The organism is Campylobacter showae, from assembly GCF_900699785.1.
Taxonomy (GTDB): Bacteria; Campylobacterota; Campylobacteria; order Campylobacterales; family Campylobacteraceae; genus Campylobacter_A; species Campylobacter_A showae_D.
This window is the reverse complement of record NZ_LR535679.1, coordinates 912,339-926,029: the sequence shown is the minus strand read 5'-3', so window position 1 is coordinate 926,029 and position 13,691 is coordinate 912,339. Positions and strand designations below refer to the sequence as shown.

Annotated in this window: 15 protein-coding genes; 2 read left to right on the top strand and 13 right to left on the bottom strand. The window is 48.4% G+C overall.

Features of this window, described 5'->3' with window-relative positions; genetic code table 11:
* Positions 1-313: 313 nt before the first annotated feature.
* Positions 314-724: a Fur family transcriptional regulator gene (locus tag E4V70_RS04580; protein ID WP_122863195.1), complete on the top strand. Its 411-nt coding sequence runs from the start codon at positions 314-316 to the stop codon at positions 722-724.
* A gap of 232 nt (positions 725-956) precedes the next feature.
* Here the strand turns inward: E4V70_RS04580 and E4V70_RS04575 are convergent, their stop codons facing one another.
* The 9 genes from E4V70_RS04575 to E4V70_RS04535 all read right to left on the bottom strand — a co-directional run bounded on the left by E4V70_RS04575 (position 957) and on the right by E4V70_RS04535 (position 8,716).
* A complete protein-coding gene (locus E4V70_RS04575) occupies positions 957-1,640 on the bottom strand; it encodes an SMI1/KNR4 family protein (protein WP_122863194.1) in 684 nt (227 codons plus the stop codon).
* 212 nt (positions 1,641-1,852) lie between these two features.
* Positions 1,853-2,539 (bottom strand): tyrosine-protein phosphatase, encoded by a 687-nt coding sequence (locus tag E4V70_RS04570; protein WP_122863193.1) that lies wholly within the window; start codon positions 2,537-2,539, stop codon positions 1,853-1,855.
* Between the two features lie 389 nt (positions 2,540-2,928).
* Positions 2,929-3,387 carry a DIP1984 family protein gene (locus E4V70_RS04565; RefSeq protein WP_122863192.1) on the bottom strand — a complete coding sequence of 153 codons (459 nt, stop codon included), beginning with the start codon at positions 3,385-3,387 and terminating at the stop codon, positions 2,929-2,931.
* An 18-nt stretch (positions 3,388-3,405) separates the two neighbouring features.
* Positions 3,406-4,086, bottom strand: a complete 681-nt coding sequence (locus E4V70_RS04560; protein WP_122863191.1) for a DUF799 domain-containing protein — start codon at positions 4,084-4,086, stop codon at positions 3,406-3,408.
* Positions 4,076-4,630 (bottom strand): DUF4810 domain-containing protein, encoded by a 555-nt coding sequence (locus tag E4V70_RS04555; RefSeq protein WP_122863190.1) that lies wholly within the window; start codon positions 4,628-4,630, stop codon positions 4,076-4,078. Before E4V70_RS04555 ends, E4V70_RS04560 begins: the two co-directional genes overlap by 11 nt.
* Before the next feature lie 9 nt (positions 4,631-4,639).
* On the bottom strand, positions 4,640-5,308 hold the full coding sequence (locus E4V70_RS04550; protein WP_122863189.1) for a CsgG/HfaB family protein: 669 nt from the start codon (positions 5,306-5,308) through the stop codon (positions 4,640-4,642).
* Positions 5,309-5,414: 106 nt separating this feature from the next.
* Positions 5,415-6,578, bottom strand: a complete 1,164-nt coding sequence (gene xseA / locus E4V70_RS04545) for an exodeoxyribonuclease VII large subunit (protein ID WP_122863188.1) — start codon at positions 6,576-6,578, stop codon at positions 5,415-5,417.
* On the bottom strand, positions 6,572-7,288 hold the full coding sequence (gene ubiE, locus E4V70_RS04540; RefSeq protein WP_122863187.1) for a bifunctional demethylmenaquinone methyltransferase/2-methoxy-6-polyprenyl-1,4-benzoquinol methylase UbiE: 717 nt from the start codon (positions 7,286-7,288) through the stop codon (positions 6,572-6,574). Before ubiE ends, xseA begins: the two co-directional genes overlap by 7 nt.
* Before the next feature lie 9 nt (positions 7,289-7,297).
* Positions 7,298-8,716: a CYTH and CHAD domain-containing protein gene (locus E4V70_RS04535; RefSeq protein ID WP_122863186.1), complete on the bottom strand. Its 1,419-nt coding sequence runs from the start codon at positions 8,714-8,716 to the stop codon at positions 7,298-7,300.
* A gap of 143 nt (positions 8,717-8,859) precedes the next feature.
* Here E4V70_RS04535 and serC point away from each other — a divergent pair, with 143 nt between their 5' ends.
* Positions 8,860-9,936, top strand: coding sequence for a 3-phosphoserine/phosphohydroxythreonine transaminase (serC, locus tag E4V70_RS04530; protein ID WP_122863185.1), 1,077 nt, complete (start codon positions 8,860-8,862; stop codon positions 9,934-9,936).
* A gap of 265 nt (positions 9,937-10,201) precedes the next feature.
* Here the strand turns inward: serC and E4V70_RS04525 are convergent, their stop codons facing one another.
* The 4 genes from E4V70_RS04525 to rpmF all read right to left on the bottom strand — a co-directional run bounded on the left by E4V70_RS04525 (position 10,202) and on the right by rpmF (position 13,681).
* On the bottom strand, positions 10,202-11,365 hold the full coding sequence (locus E4V70_RS04525) for a DUF2920 family protein (RefSeq protein ID WP_232037816.1): 1,164 nt from the start codon (positions 11,363-11,365) through the stop codon (positions 10,202-10,204).
* 195 nt (positions 11,366-11,560) lie between these two features.
* Positions 11,561-12,520, bottom strand: coding sequence for a beta-ketoacyl-ACP synthase III (locus E4V70_RS04520; RefSeq protein ID WP_122863183.1), 960 nt, complete (start codon positions 12,518-12,520; stop codon positions 11,561-11,563).
* Positions 12,521-12,539: 19 nt separating this feature from the next.
* On the bottom strand, positions 12,540-13,529 hold the full coding sequence (gene plsX, locus E4V70_RS04515) for a phosphate acyltransferase PlsX (RefSeq protein WP_122863457.1): 990 nt from the start codon (positions 13,527-13,529) through the stop codon (positions 12,540-12,542).
* Between the two features lie 5 nt (positions 13,530-13,534).
* Positions 13,535-13,681, bottom strand: a complete 147-nt coding sequence (rpmF, locus tag E4V70_RS04510; RefSeq protein ID WP_122863182.1) for a 50S ribosomal protein L32 — start codon at positions 13,679-13,681, stop codon at positions 13,535-13,537.
* Positions 13,682-13,691: the final 10 nt, after the last annotated feature.

The following is a 13,691-nucleotide window of genomic DNA, read 5'->3' as shown; positions in this document are numbered from 1 at the left end:
AGCGGCGATCGGTTGCAACGATCGATAGCAAAATTTACGCCGTGTTAAAAGTCGGCTTTTTATTTAAATACGGCGAGCAAAGCGTCAAATTTAAATCGCCTTCAAGTTTATGCCCCAAAACACTAAATTCGGTAGGGTAAATTTAAAACCAAACGTCTAAAATTTACTTTGAGTATAGCGCTTAAACTCGCAAAAAGCATAAATTTGACTACAAATGACACAAATTTTAGTAAATAATAATTTATATTACCAACTATAAAGAAGTTTTAAATAAAATTTTTGTATATTTAGCTAAAAAATATCAGGAAAAACGATGAACTATATGGAACTTCTCAAAAATCACGGCCTCAAAGCCACCCCGCAGCGCCTCAGCGTGCTCAAAATCCTCGATCGCCACACCCACCCGACGATTGATGAGCTTTACGAGGAGATCTGCGCCGAAAACCCGTCCGTATCGCTCGCGACGGTGTATAAAAACCTAAATATGCTCAAAGACGAGGGGCTCGTCGTCGAGGTCAATATGCCGAACCAAAAGGCGCGCTACGACATCTTTAGCTATCCGCATATCCACGTCGTATGCGAGAGCTGCGGACACGTCGAGGACTATAACTTCTGCGAGGCACTGAGCGAGTACAAGGAAAGTTTGGAGAGAAAGCTCGGAAATTTCATAGAAAAGATAAATGTGCTAGTGACTGTAAAGGACTGCAAAAACTGCCGCCATTAGGCTCTTAGCTCGCTTTTTTGATCGACGAGCTAATTTTTCTCTCGTTCTTTGGGTTTTTGTCTTTTACTTACCGCTTGAGCTTAAAATTTTGTGCTATATTTGCTAAAATTTGCAAATCTAGAAAAGGCTTCCTTTTGATTGTAAGCAATAAAGTTTTTAACCGTTTTTACTAAAGTAGCAAGCTGCTATTTGCAAATGCCGCATCGTAATATTAAAGCTTTTGCATCAAAACTCACTCCGCGACGCGATTTACCCAGATTAAAAACTCGTCGCTCGGGTTCTCGTCGTCCATATGCGCGGGCGTGACGAGCTCAAGCGCGGTTTGCGGGATCGTCGTTTTAAACGTGTCCTTAAACCACTGCTGAAATTTTACGTTTGGATGCACGATAAAATCGTCCTCCTCGCTGTTTGGCGGCGCGCTAAAATCCTCGTCCCAGCAGATTTCATCGTATCCGATCGCGAGCAGTCGCAAAAAATCAAGCCCGCTATGAGCCAAAACGCAGGTCATGGTCGAACCCGAGCCGGAGCCCATATGCACGATCTTCGTCTCGCCTGCATCATCCAGCCACAGCGCGCACATCGAGCCCTCCGAGCCGCTGCCTGCAAATACGCAAAGCCGCTGCTTGATCTCCGCGGCAAGCTCACGATCCTCGCCGTAAAACCAATACCTTAGCTTCTCGTCGCGATTTTTCGGCTCATCCGTGAAAAAGACGATGTCCGTGCCGCCCTCGCGCTCATCATCGCTCCAGCTCTGCTGCAGCCGATCCTGCGGATAGAGATAGCCGCGTCTGCGCCCGCCCGCGTCGTCATAAAAGCCGTTTGCTTCGATCCACGCATAAAGCGCCTCAAGCTCGCTCGGCACGCGCATGCCCTGCGGTAGCGCTTCGCGCAGCTGCGCTAGTAATAAATTTTCCACCGATCGCTCCTTTTGCTAAATTTGCCGCTCAAATTTTACTTTATTTCGGCTAAATTTTAAGTTTTATTGCTTTAAGGCCTATTAAAAATTTTCTACTTTAAATTTATCTCACTTCGGATATATCGGTGATACCGTCATCAAATTTGGTCTATAGTGTAGCTAAAAGTTGAATACAAATTTCATGCCGTCTGACCTAACGAGCGAAATTTCGTCTAAATTCCAAGCTCGGCTCTTACGAGTGCCTCGTTTTGCGGCGTCAAAAAGCCCGCGATATCCTGCCACATGGAGTGAAAGCCGTATCCGCCGTATATCATCTCGCTGCGCGCGGCGTCCAGGCTCCAGCCCTGATAGATCACGCGGTACATCGCCACCACAAGCCCCGTGCGATCGGCTCCGTGATAGCAGTGCACGAGCACGGCGCCCTCCTTTTGGCGCTCGCGAATGGTGCGCAAGACGTCCGCGATCTGTGCGGGCTTTATCTCCCAGCTTTGAAGCGGCTTGCTTGCGAGCCAAAATTGATCCCCAAACGCCCTTTTGTCGCCGCCTCTGCTAAAATGGCGCAGATTTACGATACTTTTGATGCCAAGCTCATGCAGCTTTGCGGCGTAGCTTCCGTCAAGTTGAGCGCTGCGAAACAGCAGCTCGTCCACGCGGTAGAAATTTTTAGCTTCGTCGATGAGGGTTGCTTTTTGCGATGAGTTTGAGTTTATGCCGCGCGCTGCGGTATCTGCGTTTTTAAAATGCGCGTTTTGAAATTTGGCGTCTTTTACGTCCGCGAGATTTTGCTCCGCGCCGCTCGTTTTTCTAAAATTTATGGAATTTGCTTCTGTCGCAAGCTCCGCATTTATGTCGGTCGCAAAGCAAAATGCGGCCGCTAATGCAAGGGTTTTAAATTTCAAATTTCATCCTTTAAATTTGGCTAAATTTTATGATTTTTGTAAAATTTTATACTCGGCAGGTTAAAATGCAAAATGGCAAGCGCGCCTTAATTTAACGCAAAATTTGAGCGTCAAGCCCGCCTAAATCGCCGCGGGATTTCGCCGCAATCCCGCAAACCGCGCCGTTAAAATCAAAATTTCGTTTTAAATTTCCCCGTTCCCGCCCTCGGTATCGCTAGATCAGCATTAGGTAGTTACATTGCGCAGTCACATTGCCCCTGTAAATTTACTGAAAATAAATCGTAAAAAGGGGTGCGCCGTTTCCGCGAGCGCTAGAGTTCCGTTGTAGGGAAGATTTTTATGCTCGCCTCTTGCGATACTTACCCGAAATTTTTCTAAATTTTACGCTTTTAGCTTTCGATCAGATCGGTCTGCCAGTTCGCGCCTTGCAGCGTCGTATCAAGCTGTCTGATCTGCTTAGCCAGCTCGTTCACCTGCTTTTGCAGCGCCGCGACGTCGACTGTGCTTAAAATTTTAATCTCGCTGCGCGAATATGCATCGATCTTTTGCGCGGCAGCTTGCGCGAAAGCCCGCAATGCGCCCGCTTTTAACGTTAGTACGTCGCGCTTGGCGATTAGCTCGGTTAGGCTCTTGCCGTCCGCTTTTGCGGTGCAGTTGGTTAAATTTATTCGAACTATCAGCCGCTCAAGCTCGCTTGTGAGCGCGTCTAGCTCGGCTAGCAGCGCCTTTGGCTCCTCGCTAGGATTCTCGCCCTCTTGCACCTTTGCGTTATCCGCGAGCCTTGATTTTAGCTGCTCGATGCGTTTTTGTATGTCGGCGCGCAGTATCAGCGCCTCGGCTAGTTTCATTTTCGCCCTTTTTAAAATTTATCTGCCGCCGCCAAGCTGTCTATCCCGGCCGTAATGCGGCGAATACGGGCCGTAGAGCAAGCAGTCTCGGCAGTTGGTGCTAAACAAAATCGCGTCCGCGCGCGCCGAAAGATCAAAGCTAGCGTCCGAGATTGAGTCTGCGATCTGTTTAACTAGCGCGGAGACTAGCATGCCGATGAGATCGCCCCCGCCTCCGCCCGAGTCGTTTGCCGCCGCGGCGCTTTTTTGCCAGAGTACGGCGCCCGTGTTTAGATCAACTAGAGTCGCCGCTACGCTCACGCGCGTAACGCTGCTAATCAGCATATACGAAGTACCGTAGTCCGCGACGTTGAGGTAGAGCGCTGCGTCGGCACCAAATATCTGCTTTAGCTTGTACGTAGAGATCTGCGCGATCTCTCCTGCATCGTAGATGCCGTTGTTTTTAAAGGTCTCGTTTACGAGCGCGGGCGAAAATACGTAATACCCCGCCTCGCTAAGCGGATAGAGCGCGTTTGCCAGCACCGCTGCGGAGGCCTTTATCTCGGCTGAGTCGCTGGCGGGCATCATGACGACGATCGAGCGAGGCTTGGTCTGTAAAAACGCCGAATAGTCGTAAACCTCGGGCTGCGAGCCTGCGCACGCTCCCAAAAACAGCGCCGCAAACGCGCAAAGAAGCGCCGATTTTATTTTATTTTTCATTTTGGCTTCCTTTTGCGGTTTTGCTCGTTTTGGCTGGTTTTGCTTGCTTGGTTTTTAAATTTTGCTTGCTCGTTTGCTCGCCTAAATTTGAGCTTTTGTCATTTGAATTTGACTCGCTTGCGCCTGATTTTTCTTTCGTCTGCTCGCTTAAATTTGCCTCGGTTTTGCCCGCTGCGCCCCGAGTTTTGCTATTTTGATTTAGCAAAAACATCGCGTAGTCGCGCGACTCGGGATAGAGCTCGGCTTCTTTTTCAACGTAGGCTTTAAATTTAGCCCCGTTTCCTTGCGAAAGATAGAGCAAACCTAGATGCGCGTGGAGTCCGGGCGGAGCTTTGGCGGCTCTTTGATAGGCTTTTTGCAGGCTCTGCTCGAGTGCGGCGATCTGAGCGCCCGCGTCGCCTTCTTCGGTTAGGTACTCGTAGACCGAGCTCGTGTAGGCGCCGTCCCAGTAGTATAGCTGTCTAGGCGAGTCGTCCGCGCAGCCAGAGAGCAGCAGGGCGGCGGCGGAGACGAGCGCGAAATTGGCTAGAGTTTTAAAGCGCAAAATTTATCCTTATTTCGCGTTAAAAGCGCCGCTTTCAAGCCCGCGCGTTAGGTTATTTACGGCCTCGATGATGGCTAGGCTTAGCACTTTGCCGTTTAGCGTCGAATCATACCCAGCGCTACCGCCAAAGCCCAGTACTTCGCGGTTTGAGAGCTCGTATTCGCCAGCGCCCTGAGCGGAGTAGACCACCTCGGAGTTTTTCACGTCCACGACGTTAAGATTTACCTTCGCGTAGGCGGTTTGGGTTTTGCCTTTGCCTAGGATACCGAAAAGCTGATGATCGCCCGTAGTCTTGCGGCCAAACTCCGTCACGTCGCCCGTGATGACGTATCTTGCGCCTTTGATTTTTTGTGCCTCTTTGTTTAGCGCGCTTTCTTCTTTGATGGCGCGCATGTTGCTGCGGTCAAGCACCGAGAAGCGCCCGCTTTGCTGTAAATTTGAGATGAGGATGGTCTGGGCTTGGTTGCCTAGTCTGTCCTCGCCGTCTGAAAATACGCCGTTTTGGTATGATGACTGGTTGCTAAAGCGGCCGATAGAAACGGCGATCTTTTGTCCTTGATAGGCGGCGCTTGGAGTTTGGACTTTCGGCGTCTCGACTACGCGAGAACTCTCCGTCGTGCAGCCGGTTATTAGCATCGCGGCGCACGCGGCCAGTAAAAATTTTACGTTCGTTTTCATATCGCTCCTTTAAATTTTGATTTGCGTTATTATCTTACTATTTTTAGCTTAAAAATTTTTAACCCGCCCAAAAACTTAAGCCGCTGCGTCCGCGGATCAAATTTGGCTATAAAATTTCCGCCTCTTTGCTTGCGTTTACCGAGCTTAGCGCGATGCGGTCGCCGGGTTTTAGCTCGCTTAGATTTACGGTTTTGCCGTCTTTTTGCACTCGGACGAAATTTGAAATCTGCGCGAAAAACGACTCTTGCTGCGCGTATGCGGCATGGGCTAGTTTTAGCGCGTTTTCGCATTTTAGCAGCTTAGTTTGCGCGGCGGCGTCTAAAACCTGCCTTAAATTTAGCAAAATTTGCTCTTTTCGAGCGATTTTTTGCGTGAGGCTAGCCTGAGAAAATCTCGCTCTCATCATCGCTAGAGCGTTAAATTTACGCTCCCAAACGCGCATAAAGGCCGAGTCCGCCGCCTCGCTTAGCCTATCTATGCTTTGCATTAGCTCGCCCGTATCTGGCAGTAGCGCAGCCATCGCGGCGCTTGGGGTCGGAGCGCGAAAATCAGCCGCAAAGTCGCTGATGACGTAATCAATCTCGTGCCCGACGGCCGATATCACGGGCGTGCGCGCCGCGTAGATCTTGCGGGCTAAATTTTCGTCGTTAAAGCACCACAGATCCTCTCTGCTGCCGCCTCCGCGCGCCAGCACGATCGCATCCGCGCCGCTTGCGTCCGCTCTTTTTAGGGCGCGTATGAGCGAGGCGGGTGCGGTTTCGCCTTGCGTTAGCGAGTCAAAAACTAAAATTTCAGGTAGCGCCCAGCGCTGCGAAGCGATACGCAGCATATCTTGCAACGCGGCGGAGGTTTTTGACGTGATGAGCGCGATCTTGCGGGGAAATTTAGGCAGCGGTTTTTTGCGCGAGATATCAAAAAGCCCTTCGCTCTCAAGCCGCGCTTTTAGCTGTTTAAATGCAAGTTCGAGCTCGCCTTCGCCGCTTGGGCGTATGAGAGTTGCGATAAACTGATAGCTGCCGCTTGGCGAGTAGAGCGAAATTTTGCCGTAGAGAGCGACTTTCATACCGTCTGTGACGTCAAATTTGAGCTTGGCGGCGTTAAATTTATAAATGACCGCCGAGATCGCGGCCTTTTCGTCTTTTAGCGTGAAGTACCAGTGGCCCGAGCCGTGTTTAACGAGCCGTGAGATCTCGCCCTCTACCTCGACGTAGGAAAACGTCGTCTCAAGTAGCGTTTTGGCCTGCTCGTTTAGCTCGCTGACGCTTAGCACTCACGCGCCTTTTGCGCGATGAAAAGAGTAGAAATATCCATCGAAAAGCTCTTGCAAAGCCGCATCTCAAAGCCAGCGCTAGCAAGTTCGTCTGCAAAGCTTTTGGCGTCTAAAAAGCTCTCGATCGAGCTTGGCAGATACTCGTAGGCTTCTTGATTTTTGGAGATAAAGCCGCCTATTTTAGGCAAAATTTTACCTAGATAAAAGTCGCGAGCACCTGTTAAAATCCCGCTTTTTTTGCGTTTGGTAAACTCTAGCACTACGACGTATCCGCTCATTTTTAGCACTCTGTTAAACTCTCTTAGCGCGGCCTCGCGCTCGACCACGTTTCTGATGCCGTAGCTGATGCTTAGCACGTCCATTGAGCCGCTATCAAGCGTAGTTTGCGTCGCTAGCGCCTCTATAAATTTAAACTCGGGAAATTTTTGTTTAGCGACTGCGAGCATGCCGCTTGAGGGATCGACGCCGATAAGATTTTCGATTTTTGCGTTAAATTCGCCCGCAGTCTTTTGCCAAAAGCCCATCATATCGCCCGTGCCGCATGCGACGTCTACGATATTTACGCTTGAGTCCTTGAAATTTGACAGAACCGTTTTGCACGCGATCTTGCGCCAGTTCATGTCCGCGCCCATGCTTAGCACGCGGTTTGCCAGGTCGTAGGTGGGCGCGATGTCGTTAAACATCTGAACTATTTTTTCTTGTTTTTCCATTTTTTCTCTTTAGATGTAGTAGATTTTTAAGCCGTGCGAAAGCTTTGTGAGGCTTTTTAAAATTTTAGGCTTTGAGTCCAAAATTTCGCTTCGCAGCCCGTAGATTTTTTTGTAAATTTTAGCTTGGAGTTTGTCCATGCGCTTTTGCTCGGCGCCGCTTTTTACGTGTGCGAGCAGGCCTAGCCAGACGTCGGCGTCTTGCAACGAGCCGAAAACTTCTTGTAAAATTTTGCTCTTTTTAAAGCACTTTTTAGCCGTAGGGAAGCCAAAGCCGCCGCCGAAAATTTCGCTTAAGTATCTTAGCCTTTTTATCTCGATGCGACACTTGTGAAACTGCGCGTTTTCGGTGGTTTGGCTCAAATTTAAGAGAGATCTTTTAAGGCGTAAAATTTGAGCTCGCATGGATTTTGCGACGAGTTTTTTTATCGGCGCGTCTCCTAACTCGCCTTTAAAAAAGTCGCTTCCCTCGCGTAAAAATACCTCCCAGTCGCGCAAAATTTCGTTCGCTTCGTCGCTTTGTAGCTCGGCTTGGACGCTTTTGGCTAGGGTTTTGCTTAAATTTTCTAGCTCGCTAGCTAGCGCTTCAAAGCCTTTTTGCTTTTGCAAAAACTCGCAAAATACGTCTATATCGCGCTTTTGGTTAGTTAGCTCGGCTAGTTTTTTAAAATTTAGCAGAAAATAACAAGCCGTTTTTCGGTCGAAAACGGGAGTGAAAATTTTGAGCAAAGAGCGGGTTTTACGCAAATTTATGCGGATCTGATGCAGCGCCTCGGCGTCGCTAGAGCTTGCGTACTCGTTTAGGTGCTTGCCAAGTAGCGTAAATATCTGAAAAAACACCGTCCGCATCGCATCCATCGCACCGATGTAGCTTGGCAAATTTAGCTCCAGCTCGGGACTATTTTGTAAAATCCCAATGCTCTTTTGCGCGTCGAAACCGCCCTGCGGCAAGCCAAAAAGCGCTAAATTTTTATTTTTATAGCGTTCGTCTTCCGTGACCTCGCCGGTTACGTGCGCGGCGATAAACTCGGGCAGGCTAAACTCCGCCGCCTCGCGCTCGCTAGCAAACTCGGCCTCAAAAGTAACAAGTCCTTCTAAAGCGCCGTGAAAAATATCGACGTTGCAAGCAATGCCGTCAAGCTTAAATAGAAATCTTGTCTTTTTTATAGGAGCGGCGACTGCGTTTTTTAGGGCTTTTTTAAAGCTTTTGGCGTCCGTTTCGCTCTCGTTTTCCTCGCGCGCTAGGCCGATGCCCGATTTTTGAGTGATCGTAAAAACGCCCGAAGCCTCGCGAAATCTAATCTCCTCAAGCGGAGTGATTTTGACGTAAATTTGCGTCACGTCTTTTTGCTCGGTGCCGATGTCGCGGGCCTTTAGCTCGTTTATGACGGCGGCGTCACGCAGGATAAATTTACGCTCGATCTCTATCAAATTTCGCTCCTTAATATGAAAAATTGTATCAAAAGGTAGCTTAAAGTGTAAAATTTGCGAGCTTTTGCCGCCAACCTTGCGACGCGAAATGATTTTTTAACGCAAATAACGCTAAAATCAGATCAAATTTGAAAGGAGTTTGGATGAATAGAAAGCTAAATTTTAGCGCAGGACCTTCGGCTCTGCCTCTTAGCGTGCTTGAGCAAGCGCAAAACGAGCTCACGGACTATCAGGGCAAGGGCTTTTCGATAATGGAAATCAGCCACCGAAGCAAGATTTTTGAAGAGGTGCACTACGGCGCGATGGCCAAGGCGCGCGAGCTATACGGCATCGGCGAGGAATTTGACGTGCTATTTTTGCAAGGCGGCGCGCACTTGCAGTTTGCGATGATACCGCTAAATTTAGCCGCCAAAGGCGTCGCGCAGTATGCCGACACGGGCGTCTGGACGAGCAAAGCGATCAAAGAGGCCGCAAACGTCGGCGCAAGATACGAAGTGGTCGCTAGCAGTAAAGAGACATCCTACGACCGTATCCCAGAGGTTAAATTTGATGACGCCGCCGCATACGGCTACGTCTGCACGAACAACACCATCTACGGCACGCAGTACCGCGCGCTGCCTCGCTCCAAAGCCCCGCTGGTCGTCGATGCGTCGAGCGATTTTTTCTCGAGGCCGGTTGATTTCACGGACGTGGGGCTGCTCTACGGCGGCGCGCAGAAAAATGCCGGCCCAAGCGGCGTAACCGTCGTCATCATCCGCAAGGACCTGCTAGAGCGAGCCTGCATGGAGCGTACTCCGACGATGCTTCGCTACGATACGCACGCTAGCGCCGCGTCGCTATACAACACGCCGCCGACGTTTGGCATATATCTGCTAAATTTGACGCTGGGCTGGGTACAAGAGCAGGGCGGTCTAGCCGCGATAAACCGGATCAATGAGCAAAAGGCGGCGCTACTTTACGGCACGATCGACGGTTCTGGAGGCTTTTACAAAGGTCACGCGCAAAAAGATAGCCGCTCTCTGATGAACGTTAGCTTTACCATCGCAAACCGCGAGCTAGAGGCGGCCTTTATCTCCGAGTCCGAAAGTGCGGGCATGCTGGGCCTAAAAGGACATCGTCACGTAGGCGGTATCAGAGCTTCGATATACAACGCCGTGAGTATCGAAAACGTGCGGACTTTGGCTGAGTTTATGAAAGAATTTGCTAGGAAAAACGGGTAAAACCGGGCAAATTTAAAAGGATGCGCCGCGCGAGTTTGGCTTTGCTTCGGGTAAATTTAAGCCCGAGGCTAAATTCGGCGGTGCGTTAAATTTTGCTTTTTACGCAAATTTAAGCGGCTTTGGCTTGGAAGCGGCCGTTTAAATTTGCTTTGGTTTTACGGCGAGCCGATTTTAAATTTGCCTAGTTAAATTTGGCTCTTGCCGCTTTTCTTAACTCGTATAAATGCAAAATTTGCTCGAAATTTAAAACGCTCGGCGAGTGAAATTATCTTTTTATCTCCAAATTTATCCTACCGTTTATCTCTGAAAATTTATATTCCAGCTCGTCCGAGCGATAGGCTATGCTTTTGTTTTTGCAAATTTGCTTCTCGCGGGATGCTATCTTTTTTAGCATCGGCGGTAGCTCCTTAGCGATCAAAAGCTTGATAGACATATCCAGGCCGTGCGTTAGCTTTTTGAGAAATCTACCGTCAAGCTCGCTCTCGTCTTTTATCATATGCAAGGTCGCGTCAAAGCCGAGCTTTCGCAGTTCCTCATAGAGTTGCGCTTTTTCTTCGGGCGACGCGCAGTGGTCGTTTGCGGCGCAGTGATAGCCGGCGTAGATAGGCTTTGGATACTCGCTTTGGACTTTTAGGTGCGCGGCGTCTAGGATGTTTCGTATATCCTCGCGCGCCTGCGAGAAATAGCAAGGCGACGAGCTATTTAGCAGCGTCCACATGGTTTTGGTAAAGACGTAAATGCTGATATTGCGAAAATATATATCGGTGGAGTATTTGCGAAATTTGAGATAATCTATCTCCTTGCCTAGGCCTATGAGCTCCCAGTTTAGCTTCGCGTAGCTGCTGCTGTCTATGAGGCCGTCCATCAGCCACGGCGCAAATTTTGCTGCCAAAGCGTTTATGTAGGCGCCGTGCGAACTGCCGACTAGGACTACGGGCAGCTCGTTCATATCGGTCGCGGATTTAAACGGCGGATTTGCCTTGATAAAAAGCGCGGCATTTATCACGTCTTGGGCTTGCATAACGCTGAAATTTTGATATTCGTTTTTAGTGGGTTGCAACGTGACGGATATTTGTAATTTAAAATTGCCGGGCAACCCACCGCTCGCTTTTATCTCGCTTATCTGCGTATCTAGCGTCGAAAGCGCGCCGTAGCCGATATCGCCTGAGATTTCTATGCCTATTTTAGAGCATTTATTTTTAAGGATTATTTTGTCTAAATCGTTTAAAAAATACGTCGCTCCCGTTTGCGGCCTGTTGCCGATGCAGTGGTAGTTCGGACTCGCCACGGCTACGTTAAATTCGCTAGCTACGAACTGCGCTAAATGCTCTCTATAGTTTTCATTCGCATCGCCGCCAAGACCTGGTACTATGAAAACTAGGGCTCTGGCGGGCTTTTCCTCGTCGTAGCAGAGCTTAAATTCGAGCAAAGAATCGCGCCTTATACCAAGTTCTACATCGTCATAGGATGGGATTTTGTATTGTTATGATCTAGCATTTGGACACAATTTGCCTATTATATACGCGTTTGATAAATTTTAGTGGTCGAGAGATATTGTTGGGTTGGTTGTTAGCGCCAGGTTATCAAATTTATTAAAATTTGATAAATAGGGTATTTGCTGAAATTATTTTTTGTAACTTTCGCCGCCGAATTTCAGTAGCGCCGAACCCCACGTAAAGCCGCCGCCAAACGCATCTAGTAAAAGCAAATCGCCCTTTTTAAGCCTGCCTGCTTCGTATGTGTCGTTCATCGCCATTGGTATGGAGGCCGAGCTTGTGTTGCCGTATTTTCCGACGGTTACGACGCACTGCTCGTTTGTAAAATTTAAGCGTTGCTTGACTGCCTCGATGATGCGCAAATTTGCTTGATGAGGCATAAAAAGATCTATTTTATCGCTTGGAATTTGATTTTTTTCTAGGATATCTACCACGTCTTTGGTTAGCGTCTGGACTGCGATTTTGAAGACTTCATTACCCGACATTTTAATAAATTTTTCTTCGCCGCCGGGAGTTATGAGTAGGTTTGCGTAGTTGCCGTCGGCTGCGGTATGAACGTCGATGATCTCGTTTTCTTCGCCTGCGCTTACGACTGCTGCGCCCGCTCCGTCGCCAAATAGTATGCAAGTAGTTCTATCGGTCCAATCGACGATTTTACTTAGCTTTTCGGCTCCGATTATCAATACGTTTTTTTTGCTTCCGCTCTCAATTAATGATTTTGCAAGCTCAAGCAGGTAGATAAAACCCGTACACGCCGCGCTTATGTCAAATGCCGTAATGGCATTTATGCCTAAATTTTTAGCGATCTTGCACGCCGTCGAAGGCATGCAAAAGTGATCGGGTGAGATAGTCGCGCAGATAACCGCATCGATATCTTTTGCCGTCAAATTTGCCCTTTCAAGCGCTATTTTTGCCGCTTTCGTGCCAAGCTCGCTTGTGTCCTCATCCTGCGCTATGCGTCGTTGGCTGATGCCTGTGCGCTTAACTATCCACTCGTCGCTAGTTTCCACGGTTTTTTCAAGGTCGAAATTCGTTAAAATTTTAGGCGGAGCGTATGCGGCTATGGATATTAGCGAGGCTTTTGGCATTAAAATTGTCTTTGTAATTTCATTTTGCGAAGTGCGAAAGCTCGTCTTCGATAACTTTATTTATATCGGAGTTTGCGAATTTTAGAGCTTGAAATATCGCATTTTTAATAGCTTTTGGAGTACTTTTACCGTGGCTGATTATAACGCAACCGTTTACGCCAAGTAGCGGTGCGCCGCCGTATTCGTCGTAATCGACTTGCTGTTTTAGCGTTTTAAAAACTTTTTTCATTAGAAGCGAACCTGCTATAGCGACCGGGGATTTTTTAACGTGTTTTTTGATTATTTTGGTTATCGCGTCAGCTACGCCTTCGCTTGTTTTTAGTAGGATATTTCCGACAAATCCGTCGCAAATTACCACATCGACGCTTCCGTCAAAGACTTGATTTCCTTCGGCGTTGCCAACAAAGCTGTCTAGTTTTGAAATCATTTCAAAAGCTTCTTTCGTAGCCTCGTTGCCTTTACTGCTCTCTTCGCCGTTTGAAAGAAGCCCTAATTTAGGGGATTTTATTTTTAGAATTTCTTTCGCGTAGGCTTCGCCCATTACCGCAAACTGAAACAAATGTTCCGGCCTACAGTCTACGTTCGCGCCGACGTCCAAAACTAGAGTTTTACCGCCGGTAACATTTGGCATCAACGTCGCAATAGCCGGGCGAGAGACGTTTTTGAGTCGTCCGACTCGAAGCGTGGCAAGGCTCATCGTGGCTCCGCTGTGTCCGGCAGAAACTACGGCCTTGGTTTGTTTATTTTTAAGTAGCTCGATAGCCTTAAAAATACTGCTTTCTTTTCGCTTTAACGCATCGGTGGCGCCGTCGCTCATAGAAACGACCTCGTCGGCTTGAATAAATCTTACGTATTGTTTTAAATTTTGTGGGACGAGACTTTCCAAAATTTTCGTATCGCCTACCAAGATAGCTTCAAATTTTACTTCTTTTAAAGCTTCGATCACGCCGCCGATAATAGGCTGCGGACCGAAGTCGCCGCCCATTGCGTCAATGCAAATGCTGGTCATCTGTATCAATACTCTCCGGTAGTTTTATTTACGCGGTGAGGCATTTTCCATGAGCCATCTTTATCTTTTACGGGAATAGGAAGCGTTACTTTGTAGTGTGTTCTTCTCTTTGCCGCGCGAGTATGACTTACTCTTCGTTTAGGTACTGCCATTTTATTCTCC